This is a genomic window from Paenibacillus sp. FSL R5-0744, from assembly GCF_037972555.1.
Taxonomy (GTDB): domain Bacteria; phylum Bacillota; class Bacilli; order Paenibacillales; family Paenibacillaceae; genus Paenibacillus_AQ.
Genome location: NZ_CP150228.1, coordinates 1,408,229 through 1,427,343, shown reverse-complemented (window position 1 = coordinate 1,427,343; position 19,115 = coordinate 1,408,229). Strand labels below are relative to the sequence as shown.

Annotated in this window: 17 protein-coding genes and 1 pseudogene; 3 read left to right on the top strand and 15 right to left on the bottom strand. The window is 43.7% G+C overall.

Annotated features, from left to right (window positions below):
- Window positions 1-3: 3 nt before the first annotated feature.
- From MKY19_RS06325 to MKY19_RS06305, 5 genes are all read right to left on the bottom strand, one after another.
- A complete protein-coding gene (locus MKY19_RS06325; RefSeq protein ID WP_280788796.1) occupies window positions 4-996 on the bottom strand; it encodes a siderophore ABC transporter substrate-binding protein in 993 nt (330 codons plus the stop codon).
- Window positions 997-1,119: 123 nt separating this feature from the next.
- Window positions 1,120-1,875: an ABC transporter ATP-binding protein gene (locus MKY19_RS06320; protein WP_339801304.1), complete on the bottom strand. Its 756-nt coding sequence runs from the start codon at window positions 1,873-1,875 to the stop codon at window positions 1,120-1,122.
- The gene (locus MKY19_RS06315) at window positions 1,869-2,813 is read right to left on the bottom strand and encodes an iron chelate uptake ABC transporter family permease subunit (protein WP_042125012.1); all 945 of its coding nucleotides are present in this window, start codon (window positions 2,811-2,813) and stop codon (window positions 1,869-1,871) included. Before MKY19_RS06315 ends, MKY19_RS06320 begins: the two co-directional genes overlap by 7 nt.
- Window positions 2,814-2,815: 2 nt before the next feature.
- Window positions 2,816-3,763: an ABC transporter permease gene (locus tag MKY19_RS06310; protein WP_042125010.1), complete on the bottom strand. Its 948-nt coding sequence runs from the start codon at window positions 3,761-3,763 to the stop codon at window positions 2,816-2,818.
- Between the two features lie 232 nt (window positions 3,764-3,995).
- A complete protein-coding gene (locus tag MKY19_RS06305; protein ID WP_143759304.1) occupies window positions 3,996-4,238 on the bottom strand; it encodes a YqkE family protein in 243 nt (80 codons plus the stop codon).
- Between the two features lie 109 nt (window positions 4,239-4,347).
- Here MKY19_RS06305 and MKY19_RS06300 point away from each other — a divergent pair, with 109 nt between their 5' ends.
- Window positions 4,348-4,692 (top strand): helix-turn-helix domain-containing protein, encoded by a 345-nt coding sequence (locus tag MKY19_RS06300; RefSeq protein ID WP_339801300.1) that lies wholly within the window; start codon window positions 4,348-4,350, stop codon window positions 4,690-4,692.
- Between the two features lie 18 nt (window positions 4,693-4,710).
- Here the strand turns inward: MKY19_RS06300 and MKY19_RS06295 are convergent, their stop codons facing one another.
- Window positions 4,711-5,214, bottom strand: coding sequence for a GNAT family N-acetyltransferase (locus MKY19_RS06295; protein ID WP_042185652.1), 504 nt, complete (start codon window positions 5,212-5,214; stop codon window positions 4,711-4,713).
- Window positions 5,198-6,082 carry an SDR family oxidoreductase gene (locus MKY19_RS06290; protein WP_339801297.1) on the bottom strand — a complete coding sequence of 295 codons (885 nt, stop codon included), beginning with the start codon at window positions 6,080-6,082 and terminating at the stop codon, window positions 5,198-5,200. The genes MKY19_RS06295 and MKY19_RS06290 overlap by 17 nt, the downstream gene beginning before the upstream one ends.
- Window positions 6,083-6,374: 292 nt before the next feature.
- Between MKY19_RS06290 and MKY19_RS06285 the strand changes: the two genes are divergently transcribed.
- Entirely contained in the window at window positions 6,375-7,469 is a 1,095-nt protein-coding gene (locus MKY19_RS06285) for a Xaa-Pro peptidase family protein (RefSeq protein ID WP_339801293.1), read from the top strand.
- An 875-nt stretch (window positions 7,470-8,344) separates the two neighbouring features.
- On the opposite strand, the gene MKY19_RS06280 is transcribed toward MKY19_RS06285, so the two are convergent.
- The 3 genes and pseudogenes from MKY19_RS06280 to MKY19_RS06270 form a co-directional block, all read right to left on the bottom strand.
- Window positions 8,345-10,018 carry a DUF6138 family protein gene (locus MKY19_RS06280; protein ID WP_339801290.1) on the bottom strand — a complete coding sequence of 558 codons (1,674 nt, stop codon included), beginning with the start codon at window positions 10,016-10,018 and terminating at the stop codon, window positions 8,345-8,347.
- A gap of 61 nt (window positions 10,019-10,079) precedes the next feature.
- Window positions 10,080-10,343, bottom strand: a pseudogene (locus tag MKY19_RS06275) (DNA alkylation repair protein); the annotation flags it as partial.
- Between the two features lie 35 nt (window positions 10,344-10,378).
- Window positions 10,379-13,504: an ATP-binding protein gene (locus tag MKY19_RS06270; RefSeq protein WP_339804189.1), complete on the bottom strand. Its 3,126-nt coding sequence runs from the start codon at window positions 13,502-13,504 to the stop codon at window positions 10,379-10,381.
- 437 nt (window positions 13,505-13,941) lie between these two features.
- Between MKY19_RS06270 and MKY19_RS06265 the strand changes: the two genes are divergently transcribed.
- On the top strand, window positions 13,942-14,721 hold the full coding sequence (locus MKY19_RS06265; protein WP_076298258.1) for an alpha/beta hydrolase: 780 nt from the start codon (window positions 13,942-13,944) through the stop codon (window positions 14,719-14,721).
- Window positions 14,722-14,880: 159 nt separating this feature from the next.
- On the opposite strand, the gene MKY19_RS06260 is transcribed toward MKY19_RS06265, so the two are convergent.
- The 5 genes from MKY19_RS06260 to MKY19_RS06240 are packed head-to-tail and all read right to left on the bottom strand — an operon-like array spanning window position 14,881 to window position 19,113.
- Window positions 14,881-15,846, bottom strand: coding sequence for a nitronate monooxygenase family protein (locus tag MKY19_RS06260; protein ID WP_339804186.1), 966 nt, complete (start codon window positions 15,844-15,846; stop codon window positions 14,881-14,883).
- Between the two features lie 6 nt (window positions 15,847-15,852).
- Window positions 15,853-16,656, bottom strand: coding sequence for an energy-coupling factor transporter transmembrane component T (locus tag MKY19_RS06255; RefSeq protein WP_339801285.1), 804 nt, complete (start codon window positions 16,654-16,656; stop codon window positions 15,853-15,855).
- Window positions 16,649-17,506, bottom strand: coding sequence for an ATP-binding cassette domain-containing protein (locus MKY19_RS06250; RefSeq protein WP_339801282.1), 858 nt, complete (start codon window positions 17,504-17,506; stop codon window positions 16,649-16,651). Before MKY19_RS06250 ends, MKY19_RS06255 begins: the two co-directional genes overlap by 8 nt.
- Window positions 17,491-18,291: an energy-coupling factor transporter ATPase gene (locus MKY19_RS06245; RefSeq protein WP_076298261.1), complete on the bottom strand. Its 801-nt coding sequence runs from the start codon at window positions 18,289-18,291 to the stop codon at window positions 17,491-17,493. The genes MKY19_RS06250 and MKY19_RS06245 overlap by 16 nt, the downstream gene beginning before the upstream one ends.
- Complete coding sequence (locus tag MKY19_RS06240) at window positions 18,292-19,113, bottom strand: SDR family NAD(P)-dependent oxidoreductase (RefSeq protein ID WP_339801278.1); 822 nt, start codon at window positions 19,111-19,113, stop codon at window positions 18,292-18,294.
- Window positions 19,114-19,115 lie beyond the last annotated feature (2 nt).

Below are 19,115 nucleotides of genomic sequence, written 5' to 3'. Positions count from 1 at the left end.
TGCTTACAGAACAACCTCAACTTCTTTGAGCATTTCACTAACAGAGATTAAACCGCCACCGGACAAGTACCAGTAGTTAGGATCAAGGTAAATGATTTTACCGTTTTTAAAAGCATTTGTGTTCTTCACGAGATCGTTCTCAACTGCATCCTTCGCTGAACCGGATTTGCTGCCATCACTCTTCACAGCCGCATCTCTATCTACTACGAACAGATAATCCGGATTCTTGTCGGCTACATATTCGTAAGATACGCTTTGACCATGAGTGGATACTTCGATTTTATCATCCGCTTGTGCAAATCCGAATACATCATGGATAATACCAAAACGTGAACCTGAACCATAAGCACTGATTTTTCCTTCATTGGCAAGAATAATAAGAGATTTTTTACCATCGGCTTTAGCTTTTTCATTCAGAGCTTTAACGGAGTCATTAATAGCAGTAAGTTCAGTCTCTACTTCAGCTTCCTTGCCAAAAATTTGGCCCAGCGTCTTCACATTCTTCGTGAAGGATTCCATGTAATTCGCATTATCTACAGCAACGTACAGTGTAGGTGCAATTTTGCTGAATTCATCATAAGAATCTTGCTGTCTGCCGGAAATGATGATCAGATCAGGAGAAAGACTATTTATTTTTTCGAAGTCAGGCTCTTTCAAACCACCGACATTCTCATATTTGGCATCGCTATATTTAGAGAGATAAGAGGGTACATTGCTTTGAGGCACTCCAGTCACCTCTACGCCCAGTTTATCCAAAGTATCGAGTGTACCGAAGTCAAATACAACGACTTTCTGCGGGTTACTCTTAATCGTAATTTCTCCAAGTTCATGCTTAATAGTAAGCTCTTTGGATTCTGTATTCGGTGCAGTAGTAGCCTCTGTATTGCCTGCCGCTGCTGTATTATTATCTGAAGTTGCTGCATTATTGGAGCCACAGGCCGCCAAGATTACGGCAAGAAACACTGTCATGATTAGTAAAGATACGTTCTTCTTCAAAATATTCACCCCTATAATTTATAGTCAAGCTATTTGAATTATTCGCGTATACGTCAAGAAGCTGGCGCCTATCACTTCTAGCGTTACGTCATAATAATTTCCGAAATATAAGCGGAGTCTTGTTTAAAAATAGACACCAATTTTACGACCAGCTATTGTTTCTATAGGGATATCCATGTCATATACATCCCTAAGCACTGCCGTATCAATAATTTCATCCACCGTACCCGATGAAGCTACCCGCCCATTCTTGAGCGCTACAATGTAGTCAGAGTAACAAGAAGCGAAATTAATATCATGAATGACGAGCACAATCGTCTTGCCCTTCTCTTCTACCAATCGGCGTAACACCTTCATAATTTGTACAGAATGCTTCATATCCAGGTTGTTGAGTGGTTCATCGAGTAAAATATACTCCGTATCCTGAGCCATAACCATCGCAATATATGCTCTCTGACGTTGTCCACCGCTAAGCTGATCAATATATTTATCCTGCATCTCTTGAAGGTCCATGTAAGCAATCGCTTCGTCAACGAACGCTCGATCCTCAGGTGTGAGCTTTCCCTGTGAATAAGGGAACCTTCCGAAAGAAACAAGTTCCTTTACGGTAAGGCGTACGCTGATATGATTGGACTGCTTTAGTACCGATATTTTACGAGCAAGTTCATTACTCTTACAGCTGCCAATTTCCTTTCCTTCGATCAGTACCTCTCCCGCGTCTTTGGAGATAAGTCTACTGATCATGGAAAGCAACGTGCTTTTACCAGCTCCGTTAGGGCCGATAAACGAGGTAATAGTACCCTTTTTAATGGATAAAGACACATCGTCAACGACGGTAATCCCGCCATAACGCTTGGTTACATGCTTAACTTCTACCACGACTTATTCTCCTTTAACAGCAGATAGACAAAGTAGACGCCACCTGCAAAATTAATGATTACACTAACCGTAGTAGTGAATCCAAACACACGTTCAACTAGAAACTGTCCCCCGACAAGCGCTATAATACTTAGCAAAATCGTGCCGGGAATCAGATAGGAATGCTTATACGTACGGAACAACTGATGCCCCACATTGGCTACTAATAAACCCAAGAAAGTGATCGGCCCTACTAAAGCCGTTGATATCGAAACGTAGATGGATACAATAACTAACAGCCTTTTGACTACATAGTCATAATTGATCCCTAAGTTAATGGCTTCATCTTTTCCTAAAGAAATAACATCTAAATACTTCACAAATCGCATGAAATACAGCGTAGTTAGCGCTAGAACAACTGTAGACAATATCAGTAGATCACTGCTGACGTTGTTGAAGCTGGCGAACATTTTTCCTTGTAGAATCAGGAATTCATTCGGATCAATGAGCACTTCCATAAAAGAAGATGCACTCTGGAACATCGTCCCCATAATAAGTCCTACGAGCAGCAGGAAGTATATGTTTTGACCCTCTCTGCGGAACATTAGCTTATACAGCACACCTGAGAACAGAACCATGATGCAAGCTGAGAACAAGAAATTCACATTTTTATTCATAAACGTCATATTTGATGAGCCTAGGGCGTATACACCGAACGTCTGGATCAACATGTACAAAGAGTCTAGCCCCAGAATACTAGGTGTCAAAATCCGATTGTTCGTAATGCTCTGAAAAACTACGGTAGAGACAGCTATCACCGCTCCGGTAATTAAGATGGCCGCCAGCTTTCTCCCCCGACTGGGTAGAACATAATCCCAATTTCCCATAACATGATAGGTCATAAACAAGACGATGAGAGCAACAGCGCTTAAGGATAATATAGTTAGTTTCGTCTTCATCACTAATTCGCCTTTCTTCTCATCAGCAAGTAGATAAATAGACCACTTCCGATGACGCCTACCGTGAGACTGATGGATATTTCGTATGGATATATAATGAGCCTGCCCAGAATATCACAGAACAGGAGAAACACCGCACCTAGAATGGCAGTATGCGCCAGATTTTTTTTCAAGTTATCGCCTATGTATAGCGTTACTATGTTAGGTACAACAAGACCCAGGAATGGAATCGTACCTACGGTTAAAATAACAACTGAAGAAATTAACGCTACAATCACCAATCCTACGTTCACTACCGCTTTGTAGTTCATACCGAGATTGACGGAGAAATCCTCCCCCATCCCGGCAACGGTGAACTTATTGGCGAAAACATACGCGAGAATGACAAGTGGAATACTGATATAGATTAATTCGTATTGACCCTTAATAATCGTTGAGAAATCGCCAAGCATCCAAGATGAGATATTCTGAACCAAATCATTTTTGTAAGCAAAAAATGTAGTAATCGAGCCTACAATGTTCCCGAACATGAGTCCGACCAGCGGGATAAAAATACTATCCTTGAACTTGATCCGATCTAAGATTCTCATAAATATAAATGTTCCCAGTAGGGCAAAAACAAAAGCAACGAGCAGCTTCTGCATCGGTGTCGCCCCTGTGAACAGCATCAGGGACACGAGAATACCGAATTTCGCGGAATCCATCGTGCCCGCCGTAGTGGGAGAAACGAATTTATTCCGTGATAATTGCTGCATAATTAATCCGGCAATACTCATGCTTACACCAGCTATAATCAGTGCAGCTAAGCGTGGAATCCGGCTGACTAACAGAGTCTGCATCTGAGATTCTGTAAGCGAAAAAAGATCCAAAGGTGAAATGTCTTTTACGCCTATAAACAAAGATATAAATGAGAATACTATTAGAAGTAGGGACAAATATTTTAGTTTCATGAGTTGTTCCTTATCTGTTTAATAGTTAAATAGTTTGGGAAATAGATGATATTATCGGTATTGATAATGATTTTCATTTGCACTATGTTCGATTATACCTAAGCCCACTTTGAGGGTCAACCCTTTCGTATAGTAAAATTTAAAACAATTGAATTTTATAAATAACATTAAAAAAGAGACACCCTAATAGGCATCTCTTTATCACATGATCTATTTCCGCTAGCTATAGCAGTTATTTATACTTGTGCCAATCCTGATTACTGTTCTCCAACAGATGTGCAAAATCATTCTCAAGCCGCTTTTGCTCAGCTTTTCGCTGATCTTCAACCGCTTTACGAGCAGCTTCCTTGCGGTCATTCTCTTCCGCTTTCAACGCATCAGATTGTGCCTTCAGCTTTCCAAGAACATCACTGCTCAACAGGTCTTTTAGCGTAGCTGGTCCATCGGTCGCAGCAGGACGCGGAGTGGTAGGCATTTTCTTTTTTTTAGCCACTGTCAATCATCCCTTCTAGTTATGAATTAAATTGGAATTTGTTTAAATTATTGGTCTTTTCGTTTATAATGTTCACTAAGAGGTGAGCCATATGAAGTCCACTGATTTATGTCCCCAGCTACAAAAAAGTATGGATATTATCGGCAGGCGTTGGACAGGTTTAATTATCTACCAGCTCCTCCAAGGACCGCAACGTTTCAATGTGATTGAAGCAGCCTTGCCCATCAGCGGAAGATTGCTCTCCGAACGACTTAAAGAGCTGGAACTGGAAGGGATTGTCCTTCGAGAAGTATTCCCTGAGACACCTGTGCGAATCCAATATTCTTTAACGGATAAAGGACTTGCCTTGGAGACAGTTATCCGGGATTTGCAGCGTTGGTCAAAAATATGGATTGATTGTGACACAAATAGCGTAAGCTCAACATTCAAAATGTAAGCGTTTCAATTGTGGCAGTTAGATTTTAAGTCCAACAATCACTAAATCACGTTCTATACCATCCAATTCAGCTACACCGGGTAGTAATCCCCACTGCTTAAAACCGAATTTTTCTAGCAAACCAAGGCTTGGATCATTATGTCCGAACACAAAACCAACTAGATTCTTAATGCCGAGACTAGGTGCTTTCTCAATGGCCTCTTTCAAAAGAATTCTACCGGCTCCACCACCACGGAACTTTTCACTCACGTATACACTAATTTCTGCTGTTGCATTATACGCTGGACGACCATAGAAGGATTGAAAGCTGAACCATGCCGCAATCTCATCTCCCTGCCTAAGTACCCATAAAGGACGATGGTGGCTGTTATGCTCATTGAACCATTTTTCTCTGTCTGCAACAGTAATAGGTTCCAGATCCGCAGTTACCATCCGTCCAGCAATCGTTGAGTTATAAATCTCCACAATAGCTGCTAAGTCTGTAGGTTTTGCATCTTCAATCCTGCTATTCTCCCAATTCATCCCTTGATTCCTCCAAATGTGTTAATTCACTCAGGCCGACCTGCTCCTGGCTCCATTGCCACAGCCGCTGCGCCTCTTGTTTATTCTTCGCTCTGGGAGTCAGCTCCTGATTCTTTCGTCGATAATAATATTGACCGGTTACCTCTTGCAAATCCGATTCCGTAGCCAAATAGATCGCTGTATCGGCTCCTTGTTCAGGAGTTAAAAAGAAGTATGACAGCAGCTTAAGGATCGACTTGCCAAAGCCTGTCTCCCGGTTAACACCTATATTTGTGCCCACTGCTCCTGGATGCACGCAATTCACCGTTACTCTTGTCCCTTGCAGGCGTGCTGCCAACTCTTTCGTGAACAGTATATTGGCTAACTTGGATCGAGCATAGGCTTTTGCGGGATTGAAACGGCGTGCGAGAGTTGGATCTTCATAGTGAAGTGCACCTATTTTGTAAGCACCGGAAGCAACCACAACGATACGGCCTTGCTCTGCTGCTTTTAAAGGCTCCAGTAACAGATTCGTGAGCAAAAAATGACCCAAATGGTTCACACCAAGATCCATCTCAAAGCCGTCCTTCGTAAGCTGACGCTTAATCGTGACTACCCCAGCGTTATTGATGAGTATATCTAGAATCGGATATTTCCGGGTGAATTCCTCCGCAAAACTGCGAATGCTCTCCAGCGAGGCCAGATCACACAACATCAGCTCGATATCCACGGAGTGGCTCTTTTGCTTGGCGGCAGCCAGTGCTTCCTCTCCACGCTGGCGATTACGGCATACCATAATTACTTTGGCTCCCTTGCGAGCCAGTTCAACTGTCGTCGCTAGCCCCATACCAGAATTTGCTCCAGTTACAAGTGCAATTTTACCTCTCATCCCAAGAATCACTCCTCTCTCAACAACCGTACCCCAATAAGCTTCCGCCTAACCTTACGAGAAGTATATTTAAGATTATGTTACACCAACTAGTAGGCTCAAGAAAAGCTTCTTGTCAGGTTTTAAAAGTATAGGTGATCAAATATGCATCCTTCTTTACGGAAAGCTTGCGAATAGGCATGTTATGATTAGCCAACGATAGATGTAGTCCGTCTCGTGCGTCTAGTCTATTTTTGATCTATAATAGGAATATTGCAGTTCTAATCGTGAAGTTGAAAGGGGAACACCAACTATGAATAATGCTCTGACAAGCCTAGAGCAGCAAATGGCGGGCGAAGGCCTTGATGCCCTGCTCGTAACAGATCCCAAACATGTTTACTATTTAACCGGATTCGCCAGCGATCCGCATGAACGTTTTCTCGGTCTGCTGTTGATACGCGGAGAAGAGCCAATGCTCATTCTACCCGCACTAGATGCAGAAGCGGCTCAAGCAGCTTCTTCGGTCACCAGAATCATAACTCATAATGATACCGATAATCCCTATAACCTGCTTAAAGATTGTTTCGGCAGCAGTAAGCTAGGTACTCTTGGTATAGAGAAGGAACATTTCTCAGTAGCCCGTTTTGAGCATCTAACCGCAGCCGTTCCAGCAGAACGTTTTAGTGATATAGGTCCATTGCTGCGTAGCATGCGCTCCAAAAAGACCCCAGATGAAGTTAAACGCATGAAACATGCCGCTGAGCTAGTTGAGGAAGCTTTGCGCCGCGTGCTTACCCATGTGAAAACAGGCGTTACAGAAAACGATTTAGTAGCGGAACTGGAATATCTAATGAAAAAGGTTGGCGCTTCCGGCCCTTCCTTCGACACTATGGTGCTTTCTGGTCCAAAAACAGCCCTGCCTCACGGTGTTCCAGGCAACCGGGTCATTCAGCCAGGCGACTTCCTGATGTTTGATATTGGGGTGTATGCTGATGGTTATGCTTCTGATATTACACGTACCTTTGCTATTGAATCCGTGGACGACAAGCTAATCACGATCTATAACACCGTGCTGGCTGCCAACGAAGCTGGGATCGCTGCTTCCAATCCTGGAGCTCCTTTCGGTTCTGTCGACAAAGCTGCGCGTGATGTGATTGAGGAAGCCGGATTCGGAGAATATTTCTTGCACCGTGTCGGACACGGACTGGGTATGGATGTTCATGAATATCCATCACTCCATGGACAGAACGATGACATTATCGAGATCGGCAATGTATTCACCGTTGAGCCAGGGATTTATGTACCGGGACTAGCGGGTGTGCGTATCGAAGATGATCTGATTATTACAGCTGAAGGTGCGGAAACCTTAACAAGCTTCCCTAAGGAACTGACTATTCTTCATTTGTAGAAAAGAAAATATCAAGAGTATCCGAAAGATATTAAAATCAAAGATAGCCCATCCCTAATAAGTTGGACATGAATCACTTTCAACTTACTGTGATGGGCTTTCTCTTTTCCCCGCACCATACTCGACTTGTTCAGACCCTTTCAAATCTATAATCCCTTTCAACCTTACAAACTCTTGTTTTATAAGTGAGTTTCAACATTTCATCTGCCATTTCCGCATATTGGTTATCTCCATCAGTTCGTTCAGATGTAAAAATCACTGCATATAAGGTGGTTTTGATGTTTTAGCAATCTCACTCATGACTTTGCCTCCGTTTTTTGGTTATTAATAGGCACATTTTTTTGCTTTCTCCATTAATTTATACTATATTAGCGCTTGAATAGAAACGAGCTGTTCAGTGAAAATAAAGTATCAGACTGGAGCTGTTGATTTAGCGTGGTTTTTGAATTGAAGAATTGCCAGCTTTTGAAAAATAAGTAGACTGCTGCTATTGTCATTGAACTAACGTTTCCCGTTTGTTCAAAAACTTTGTGTTAAAATACATTCCTAACAACTGCAGTTGTATTTTCCAGAATTCTCTCTCAGTTATAAGTTTTCTAATCCCCAATCGCTGTAGGTGTATTTTTTATTATGATAAACGTGTTTGAAATCTCTACAAAAATTCAGAAGTTTTCGGCTTCTTGTTTCAAAAGATCTATCACATGTCACTTATGGTAAGGTTCACCGTAACGGGGCTAGCGGCGAAAAAAGTAAAAGGAGCTGCCGCGGCATGCTCCTTCGCTTAACGCTCTTAATGCTTCGATCGTCTTCTCAAGGTTTTTTGACGTGGTATGCTAATTTGCGAATGATCTTCACACAGGATAGCCTCCCTATCGTCAAGCTTGTTCCGCTGCCTTTAGCAATCGAAGCAACAGCCCCTTACGCGGTTCCTGCGCCTTTCGAGCCAATACAGCCAGCTTCTCCGCCTTGCCTAAAATCGGATACAGCACTCGTTCGGCCTCGTAATTCGGTAAAGCCTCGACATGCTGCACCAATAGCGATAGCTTGTCTTCACTTTCCAGTTCAGGCTGAATCCTCAGCTTCAGCGAATCATGAGAGCAACGCAGGCAAGCGATCAAGGCGGGCATCGAGCGTTCGGTTATGCCATGGGTCTCGGCGAAAACAGCCGTGAACTTGTCCTGCACCAGCTGATGCTCCTCGTCTACAAGGGCCATATAGGTCTCTACCAACGGAAAATAACGCTCGTCCGTGAGTCCCAACCCGAATACGGCATAACTGCCCGGCATGACGCTTTTCTCACCTTCCGTATCCTCGTACCACACGAACTCTTCCATCGCCTCACGAGCGTATTCCTCCAATAACGGGTACAGCTCGGAATAGGCCAGTGCATTTGCGAAAAAACGATGCGTATCCGATTTGGCAAGTCCTTTAATGGGTAATGCCTCTCTCACGCTGGATTTTAGCTTGATTTTGTAGCTTTTTGGGAAACCCTTCCGTAGTAGGGAGAGAATGAACGAAATCGCCCGTTCGTACGCACCAGCCTCTTCTTTACGAATAACGACCGTAATGATGGAAAACACATCGTTAGCCTTGCATTCAGTCAACTCGTCACGCAGATGAATGTCTTCACGCGCGAAGGTGTCGCTACCTTCCTTCAACATGCGTTCGGCTTTGCCGCTGCCCAGCTGCCTCGCAAGCTCCAGAAAAGTCATGCCCTTGGCTTTACTGTAACTTGGCTCGTAACGAAGAATCATCACAGCGCCGTACAACAGCAGATCGATAGGCTGGTTCGGCTCATCCATATGCTTGAGAGCCTTATCCGGCTTGATTCCATTTTCATTGGTTTTGTATTCGGAAAGCGTAACATCATAGTGACGTGGCAGGAATACTTCCTCGGTCCAGTGGGTTAAAGCTCGAATGATATCGCTTCGATGCTCCCTCAGCGCTTGCGCCCGTTCTTTATTCAACGCCTGAATCCGGTCAAATATAGCAATCGTCCGTCCGACGTCCGGTTCGTTGAACAAATACGGGTCCAACAGATGGCGTGTCAAAAAGAAAGTTTCTAACGGCTTTGTCGGGTAAGCACCCTTCTCCAGTTTTTGCTCGATATAGGACTCAACCCGCTCCAGAAGCTGCCGCTTTTTCTCTTCATATATGATGTCAAACACCGTTAATCTCACGGGCCCGTCTGCCGTTGCGAATCTTCCCTTCAAGGTAAATCGGTAATCGATAAGGGCCGACGTATGCAACTTGTCCAGTTTCTCCCTTACGATGCTCGTCAACCGGGGCTGCACCTCATGCAAGACCTCCTCCTGCGTAAAAGGAGACGCCTTCATCGACTTGCGCCCTGAAGCATTCCTTCTAAAATCCGAACTGCCAACGCTAGTCCTACCCGGTCGATAATCCAGCACAATGTCGTTAAAAATGCCCACTTGCAGCGTGGTACGCCTGACAGCGCCCTCCACGTCCTTTCGTTTCTCTTGTTCCTCAAACCACTCATAAATTGCCGCTTTCATCTCTTCCAGTGCTTCTTCCTGTAGTGCGTTCATGGTCTCCCGCCTTTTCCACATGTTTCTTCGCTCATCGCACCCAAAATATCGTTTTTTTCCCTTCGGAAAATTCACTATCCTTGCGATTTCCGAGCAGCCAGCAGTAACAATTCCAACCCTCCGACATTTTCAGCTCTACACCACTTGCAATCCATTTATCGGCTAGTTCTTGCGCAATATCCGTTACTGCCAAAGTTACTGCTACCACAAAATCCGATAGCATAGCTGCCTCAATCCACCGTTCAAAATCCGCCTCAGACATTACTTTAGGATCCGGGATCACTCCTGCAAAGTACATAGAGTCGTATTTCCATGTAGCTTAGAGCGGCCAAGGTTGCTCCTCATTAAATCACTTATTTATCACCTAGCTTTATCCCCACTATTCAACCTGTTATGTACATGAAAAGTTACCTTTGTCCCTGTACCTAACGTACTTGTGATATGGAGTCCTGTTCCAAAGTGTCGTTTTAATCGCAGATCCGTATTAATCAATCCGACGCCTGAACGACTATCTGCTTTCCTTTCTAATATTCCTTGCAATTGGACCTCGTCTATTCCGTCCCCATCGTCTTCAACGGTTATCTCTGCATGCGTCTCATAGACAGAAATCCGAATAAGAATCGTTCCTCCACGATTGCGCTTCATTATGCCATGTCTTATCGCATTTTCAACGAGAGGCTGGATCGTAAGAAATGGGACTTTTATGTCCCCACGGTCATCCGTCTCCCAAATAACCTGTAACCTTTCTTCAAACCGAACCTCTTCAATATATAGATAAGAACGTACTAGACTTAACTCCTCTTCGATCGGAACAAGCCTATCCATGTTTTGAAATTCAAATTTATTCCTCAGAAAATTGCTGAATTCATCGAGCAAAATACGCATCTTATCCAAATTAATATCACTTAAAGCTGTTACAGCATTCAACGCATTAAATATAAAATGAGGCTGGATTTGCGCTTGCAGCCATGCAGCTTCTAATCGCAGTTGTTCTCGAACCGATTGTTTAATCGTAGCTAACGCCTCAATCCGCGATTTTATTTCTATTGCTTCCACTGGCTTCGTCACATAATCGTTTGCCCCCGCTATAAAGCCGCTCTGAATATCTTTCGGTTGGCTTCTTGCGGTAAGGAGCAATACAGGGAGCTCCGTGAGTGTAAACCGCTCACGAATCATTCGTGTCAGCTCATAACCGGACATCTGTGGCATCATGATATCGGAGATGACCAGATCCCATTCCTTAGTGTCCAGTACAGCTAATGCCTCTTTACCACTCGTTACCATCGTTAAATCATATTCGTCTGGTGGTAGTATGGCTTCAAGTACTTGAAGGTTGACAGGATCATCATCAACAACTAATAGAATCGGACGTTCACGATTCATTTCTATTAAAGTTGTTTGATTGGTAGCTGGGGGAATCTTCACTTTTTCCATATACACTGAGGAGGCTATTTCTTGAATCGGCATGGATTGTAATGGTTCAAATGAGTTGGTCAATTCATTCTCTTCCTCCTCTTCCAAACCTGCTAGCCTTAATGAAAATGTGAATTTTGAGCCCTCTCCTAAAACAGAGGACACTACTAACGTACCTCCATGAAGCTCAACCAGTTGCTTGCTTATACTTAAACCCAACCCAAAGCCACCATCAATCATAGTCTCACTCGTGCTGGCTTGCTCGTACGGACGGAATAGGCGCTTAAGCATGTTCTCATCCATTCCGATCCCGGTATCAGCAATAACTATATAGGCTCGTCCATCTTTTACAAAAGCTTGAATCGAAATGACCCCATCATTCGTATATTTCACAGCATTATGAAGTAAATTGAAAACGATTTGAACAACCCGGTTCTCATCCGCATTTACTGGAGGAAAATCTTCAGGAATTTGATTTGCAATTTTTACAGACTTCACATCTGCATTTAATTGCAGCATATCAAGTACTCCGGTCACAATTGGCTGAATATATATGACTCTTTTGTGTATGCGCGGATTGCCTTCCCGTAAACTCATCACATCAATTAAATCGTCTAATATCAATGTCATTCGACGTCCTACAGATAAACCTGTTTCAAGCTCTTTGATACTCCTTTCCTGCAACAAATGCCGCTCCCGTTTTAAAACGGATTGTGACATATTAAGAATACTATGAAGCGGATTTTTAAATTCATGAGAAGTATTTGCTAGGAATTGATCTTTATGGTCATTCATCCTTTGCAATGTTGTCGCAAGCTCTTTCGTGTTCGCATGCATGATAAAATAATCTTTAAACCATACAGAGGCTAAACAAGCTATCGCAATAATCAAATCGAACGGATAATAGACAAGACTCAAACCGCTATCCAGCAAGATTAACGACCAAAGAGCATAGTTCATCAACGCAAGAAAAGAGAAAAGCAGTAAAAGATTGCTCTTTAAATCTTTAATTACTTTTTTAAACATCGTAATCAGCGTTATAACTGCAGCAGTACCACCTAATACATAATAAATAGGGAAGAGCATGATCACCTGAGTTGGATTTAAAAACAACGTGATGCCGGCAGTCCCTAGATTCATTATTTTATAGACAGGGTACATCCTACGCCAATATGGAAGCTCGCGATGATTCGTACACTGGAGCAAAGCATAGGCTGCAATAACGAAAGCAATATTAGTCAGCCTAAAATCCCAATCAATTCCAATGTAAAATAACTGATGGAACAACTTCTCATCCGTACTAAAGACACTCGTGATCGTTACACATAATGCAAGCAAACTAAAATAAAGCAGCTTCTTTTCCTTATTTCCTATTAAATACAAAATAAGTGCATAGACAGCGTGCATAATAAAAATAATTGCTGCTAAAAACTGCATAAAAATGGAAGTCTTCATCTCTTTGGCAATGGCTTCTTCTGAACCGAATTTTATGGATCGGACAATGCCCCCGCTTCGACTATCCACATAATTTGCCGCCTGAATCACGAGTTCGATTACACCGTTGTCATCTGCTGTAAAGGTTGTAGAATAAGGTAGGTCCTTCGAAATATATTCATCCTTTGTTGTCGCCACCTGTCCGGATTTAGTAAGTAATCGACCGTTTACATATAATTCTGATGCAGTGCGTACACTGGGTACACGAATACTATAATTAAGATGCTTCGCCGGGTCTACATAAAGAAGCAAACGATAAGAGCCATACCCGTATGGAGATGGCTTGTCAGCATGCAAAACTTCACTCCATCCTCCCGGTACCTGAATGTGTCTTGGCGCATTATCGCCTAACATTTGTTGTCGACTACCATCTATCAACCATTGCGAGGGATAAAACTCCCATTCCCCATCAAGTAAGTGAATGCTGCCATCTTCTGCATTCCAATTGCGTAAATCGAATTGCCCATTATGAATTGACGCCTGTTTGGGATATTGAAACGCTTCCATCCATAAAATGCGAAAACCGGTTAAAATAACTAATATGAAAACTAGCAATAATATTATATAGCTCTTTTTCATTTGATATTTGGATGAGTGAGTTTCCACGAAGTATTTCTCCCCTAGTCATTTTCTTCTAAGACATTTAAATAAGTACTCTCCATAATTTACCACAGTTAATATAGGAGAAACAGACGATAAAGACATCTTGATGTCTATTATATAGAAATACCAACTTGGAATTTCGCGAGTTTGTTGTTCACAAGAAAACTATAGCATGTTCTTTTCAACTAAACTGCCAGTTAGTTGAACAAATAAAAAAACGGCTGCCTAAGCAACCGCTGTTCCACTAACGTACCCCGTGAGCTCAATGATCTGAAGAAATTATTTCACTCAAGCTATTCCTCAGAAATCTCTACGTACTATCTTAACCCAATTTGACGCTGAAATTAGGCATTAACCTTGCCTAGGGCGAATATCTTAACGGGGAAATACATTAAAAAAATGAGGCGATACACTTGGGATACTTCGTTACTGTGGAACCGGGCGTAAAAGTATTTATAGAGGACATCAATCCGAAGGGAAATAAAACGATACTTTTTATTCATGGCTGGCCGCTAAACCATAACCAGTTCGAATATCAGTTCAATTTCCTTCCTAAGCTCGGATATCGTTGTATCGGAATGGACTGGAGAGGATATGGCAATTCGGATAAACCATTCGATGGTTACGGTTTCGATAGATTAGCAGATGATCTTCGTATGGTCATCGAAGCGTTACAGCTAAAAAACATAACACTGGCAGGACACTCTACCGGAGGAGCGATCTCAATTCGTTATATGGCTCGTTATAAAGGGTACGGGGTATCTAAACTCGTCTTAATCGACGCTGCGTCTCCATCAAGCGTTCCAAAAGAATTTACGAATAAAATCATCGAAGAGACAAACAATGACCGTCCGAAAATGCTGCAAAACCAAACGGAGAGCTTTTTCTTTCAGTACATTTCTGAAGCGAAATCCGAATGGTTCTTTCTAATGGGTTTACAAGCTGCGAATTGGTCGACCTCCGCCATTATGGTCACGCTAAGAGACGAGAATGTTTACAACGATCTTGGACAAATCGATGTGCCCACATTAATTATTCATGGAATTCATGATAAAGTCGTTCCGTTTACCCAAGCTCAGGAAACAAATAAACTGATTAAAAATTCGCAATTAGTTCCATTCCAATACAGCGGCCATTGCCCTTTTTTGGAGGAGCGTGATAGATTCAACCAACTATTATCTTCTTTTGCATAACGCCTCGGATTAGCCGCACCATCGCTCCCAATAATATAGTCCGATAATGCCCGATGATTGAGCAAACCTGCCCGTTAGCTTAATAAAGCAGCGTCAATCTAATACCTAGCTTTCAGTTCATTAATTCATCTTTTGGATACAACTGCTCTGCTGACATCTTCACGCCTGCATTCCCCACATCCCGCGAATCGACTCTGCCTCTTTGACCATCCTGCCGACTAGTTCCGAGACCGTAGGGGTATCATGGATCAACCCTGTCACTTGGCCTGCCCAGCCGATGCCCTCTTCTTTGACATCATCATAAATCCAGCGCTTATTGGCTGCACCGCTAATATATTCTTTTAAGGCTTCATAAGTCGGAGTCACACGCTCAATTTCGAGAATCTTATCTATGTACTCACTACGTAGCACTCGCGCGGGCGCTCCGATAGAGCGTTTGATTACGACTGTATCTGACTCGGAGCTTTCTACTAGGGCTTTTTTATAAGAAGCAGCCGCATGAACACATTCAACCGTAGCAACGAATCGTGTGCCCATTTCAATTCCCTCAGCCCCCAGTGCATGGGCCGCCATCCATCCGCGGCCATCCCCGATCCCGCCTGAAGCAATCACAGGAATATCAACCGCATCAACTACTTGAGGAACGAGCACCATAGTCCCTACATCATCACGTCCCAAGTGGCCTCCTCCCTCCTGCCCAACAACAATAACTGCGGAAGCGCCTAATTGTTCAGCTTTTTGGGCTTGTCTACGTGAAGAGACGAGCACGAGCGTTTTAATATCAGTCTGCTGTAGCATTTCCAGTATTGGGGCCGGATTCCCACCGGTGATACTCACCACGGGAACCTTCTCGTCGATGGCGACCTGTACCCGATCTTCATAACCGATACCATGCACACCGATGGCAAAATTAACGCCAAAAGGCTTGTCGGTCATAGTACGGACCCGTTCGATTTCTGAACGTAACGCCTCTGCGCTCGGAAGACTCATCGCTGTAACCTGACCCAATCCACCAGCATTCGAAACGGCAGCGGCGAGGTCTGCGTAACCTAAATAAGCAAGTCCACCTTGAATAATAGGATACTCTATGTGCAATAACTCCGTAATACGGGTGTTCCATTTCATCTTCATCTACACCTTTCCTATCTTTAACCACAGCAGAATCACAGCAAATAAAAGAGCAATTCCCCCTGCCAGATAATCCATTTTCTGAAATTGCAAAACCCTATAAGAAGTTCTTCCTTTACCATTTCCATAAGCACGCGCATCAATCGCATAGCTCAGCTGTTCAGCACGTTGAATCGTCGTGAAGAGCAAAGGAATAATGATCGGGACATAAGCAAATATCCGTTTAGGCAGTGATAATGCTGTAAGGTCATAACCTCTAGCCTTTTGTGCGAGCAGAATACGATCCAGCTCCTCCTTGATGGTAGGAATAAACCGGATCGCAATCACTATCATTAAGGAGAATTGTTCTACGGGTACCCCAATTTTGGATAGAGGTGCAAGTAGCTTTTCAAGACCATATGCTAAGTCTAGCGGTTTAGTCGTTAACGTTAATACTGAGGCTAATAAGATGAGCAATATAATACGCCAAACAAAACGTAATCCTGTTCGCAGTCCCTCTTCAGTTACCTCAATAAAGGACCACGACCAGAGAATCGTTCCTTTGGTGAACACAGCATTATACAGAAGGGTAAACAGCAAAACAAATAATAACGGCCGCAGCCCCCGCCAGAAGAAATGAATAGGAACCTTCGACAGCAGCAAAATTCCGAATACAAAAACAGTTGCAACTCCATAGCTAAGCCATGTTCCAAGCATCAGAAAGCTAAGCATGAGAATCACGATACTAACAAGCTTTATACGAGGATCTAAACGATGGAAAATCGAATGCGTCTCCACATATTGACCCACAATTACGGAATCAGCCATGTTGACGCCCCCTCGAATGCCAAATTGGCTGAACAGCATCGAAGATATCCTGCTCTTTACAGCTAGCAACCTCTATTTTTTGGCCAGATAGTTCCTCTACTAGCTTCAAAAGCTGTACGGGCTCAGGCATGGACAAGCCCAGCTCCACCAATAATTCTTCCTTTTCCATAAATAGTGTTCTGGGGTCAAAATGTCCTTCTAGCTGACCTTTATGGAAAACCAAAACCTCATCCGAGTACTCAGCAACATCCTCCATCTGATGCGAAACGAAGAGAATGGTGCGCTGATTTTGTTGCTGCCAAGTCTTCAGTAGCTTCAGCAAAGATACTTGGCTAGCTGGATCTAGCCCCGCTGTCGGTTCATCCAAAATTAGCAGCTTCGGATTCGTCATCAGCACGGAGGCAATGGCCACACGGCGCTTTTCTCCACCGCTTAATTGGAATGGATTTAACGGGAGAATGCCCTCTGACAGACCCACTTGCGGTAAAATCCTTTCAATCGCCTCCGTGATTTGCTGGCGTGAAGCACCCTGCAGATTCAGTGCAAAAGCAAGCTCCTTTTGCACCGTGGTTTCGAATAGCTGATGCTCCGGATATTGAAAAACAAAGCCCAGCTCCGGGACCACCTTTAATTGTCCCTTGGCATCTCTTGGAGCAGGCTGCTGATCAATCCAATACTCTCCTTTTACGGTGGGAATCAAACCCTTCAGCACTTTGACAAAGGTAGACTTTCCTGCACCCGTGGGACCAATAATCGAAATCCATTTGCCCGCAGTAATGGTGCAGTTTATATTGTGCAAAGCCACATGATCAGCATAGTTTACACTTAAATTATCTAATTTGTAGACCATTGTGATCGAATTATCCCCTTCCAATCGGCTGTTGGCGGCACTTCTGAATGGAGCAATGCATGTACACGCACGGCAAAAGGCAGTTGTAATTGATAGTCCGCAACAGGCATCGTTTCAAAAAAAGCCAGTGGAGCACCATCATACTCAAGTCTCCCTTGATGCAGGAGTAATAATCGTTCTGCTGAAAGCACTTCCTCCATATGGTGAGTGATCTGAATAATGGTCAGACCTTGACGATGCAGCTCTTGCATAATGGCAAGCACCTGCTGCCTTCCCTGAGGATCAAGCATAGAGGTGGCTTCGTCAAAAATAATGACTTGCGGGCGCATCGCCAATATAGCCGCAATAGCGACACGTTGCTTCTGACCTCCAGAGAGCTGATGTGGCATAGCGTCCAGGTAATCCTCCATATGAACAGCCTGCAAGGCATGCTCCAATCGGCTGCGCATTTCCTCCCTTGGCACACGAACGTTCTCCAAACCAAAAAGCACCTCATCCATAACGGTTGTGGTGATAAATTGATCCTCTGGATTCTGAAAAACAAAGCCAATTTGCTGATGAATATCTGCAAGATCAGCTGGCTTTGTGGTGTCTAGGCCCTTAAACTGTACAGCCCCTTTTCGCGGCAGTAGCAGTCCGTCCATGAGCTTTGCAATGGTGGATTTGCCAGAGCCATTCGCGCCAACAATCGCCACAAACTCCCCCGCTTCTATCGTAAAGCTGATATCCTCTAGGACAGGCTGACCCTTTTTATAATAAAAATGAACTTGATCGAAGGTAAGCATTTATTCACTCCCCTTTTGACGATGCCAAGCAGCGAAAAATGCCCCAATGCTGTTCTCGGAAAATGCAGGTGCAGGCCTCTCCCATTTCGTCACTTTTGATCCATTCACAGCAAAGATTTCACCGGTTAAATCCGCGTCAGACTCACTCAATAATGCTGTCACAAAGGAAGCAATATCCTCCGGGCCACCTATTCGCCAAAAGTCTGGGAACGGTTCATTACGACTGGCATGTTTCGCTTTCAAATGATCAATGACAGGTCTGGTCATATCTGTTAAAGCGGCTGGCGAAATCGCATTGACTCTAATTCCATCACGTTTCAGCTCCGCTGCTAGTGTCCACGTCATTCCAAGTATTCCAGCTTTGGCTGCACTATAATTCACCTGACCCACAGAACCTGTTAGTCCAGCCGTAGAGGTCATCAACAGGATATCGCCACCTGTCTGGCGCATATATGGAAGTACGCGTTGAATGCTATAGTAGGTGCCATTTAGATGTACATCCAGCACACCCTTCCACTCTTCATCCGTCATCCGTAGACATTTCTGATCCTGCAAATTCCCAGCGTTAGCTATCAATACCTCAATACGGCCATACCGTGTAATAACCTCATCCACCATTGCAGTGACCGCAACTGGATCTGCTACATTAGCAGAGTATCCTGATGCCTCACCACCCGCCTGACGAATCTCATGGACAACCTCATCGATTAAGACTTGTTTTGTACCATTTACAATCACTATATAACCGGACTTGCCGAGCTGCACGGCGATACTGCGACCAATCCCTCTGGTTGCTCCAGTAATTAAGGCTACTTTGTTCATCA

Excerpts from the sequence above, each read along its gene's own strand:
- MKY19_RS06315 (WP_042125012.1), bottom strand. The coding sequence starts at position 2,813 with ATGAAGACGAAACTAACTATATTATCCTTAAGCGCTGTTGCTCTCATC.
- MKY19_RS06310 (WP_042125010.1), bottom strand. The coding sequence starts at position 3,763 with ATGAAACTAAAATATTTGTCCCTACTTCTAATAGTATTCTCATTTATA.
- MKY19_RS06305 (WP_143759304.1), bottom strand. The coding sequence starts at position 4,238 with ATGCCTACCACTCCGCGTCCTGCTGCGACCGATGGACCAGCTACGCTA.
- MKY19_RS06300 (WP_339801300.1), top strand. The coding sequence starts at position 4,348 with ATGAAGTCCACTGATTTATGTCCCCAGCTACAAAAAAGTATGGATATT.
- MKY19_RS06295 (WP_042185652.1), bottom strand. The coding sequence starts at position 5,214 with ATGAATTGGGAGAATAGCAGGATTGAAGATGCAAAACCTACAGACTTA.
- MKY19_RS06290 (WP_339801297.1), bottom strand. The coding sequence starts at position 6,082 with ATGAGAGGTAAAATTGCACTTGTAACTGGAGCAAATTCTGGTATGGGG.
- MKY19_RS06285 (WP_339801293.1), top strand. The coding sequence starts at position 6,375 with ATGAATAATGCTCTGACAAGCCTAGAGCAGCAAATGGCGGGCGAAGGC.
- MKY19_RS06280 (WP_339801290.1), bottom strand. The coding sequence starts at position 10,018 with ATGAACGCACTACAGGAAGAAGCACTGGAAGAGATGAAAGCGGCAATT.
- MKY19_RS06270 (WP_339804189.1), bottom strand. The coding sequence starts at position 13,504 with ATGAAAAAGAGCTATATAATATTATTGCTAGTTTTCATATTAGTTATT.
- MKY19_RS06260 (WP_339804186.1), bottom strand. The coding sequence starts at position 15,846 with ATGAAATGGAACACCCGTATTACGGAGTTATTGCACATAGAGTATCCT.
- MKY19_RS06255 (WP_339801285.1), bottom strand. The coding sequence starts at position 16,656 with ATGGCTGATTCCGTAATTGTGGGTCAATATGTGGAGACGCATTCGATT.
- MKY19_RS06250 (WP_339801282.1), bottom strand. The coding sequence starts at position 17,506 with ATGGTCTACAAATTAGATAATTTAAGTGTAAACTATGCTGATCATGTG.
- MKY19_RS06245 (WP_076298261.1), bottom strand. The coding sequence starts at position 18,291 with ATGCTTACCTTCGATCAAGTTCATTTTTATTATAAAAAGGGTCAGCCT.
- MKY19_RS06240 (WP_339801278.1), bottom strand. The coding sequence starts at position 19,113 with ATGAACAAAGTAGCCTTAATTACTGGAGCAACCAGAGGGATTGGTCGC.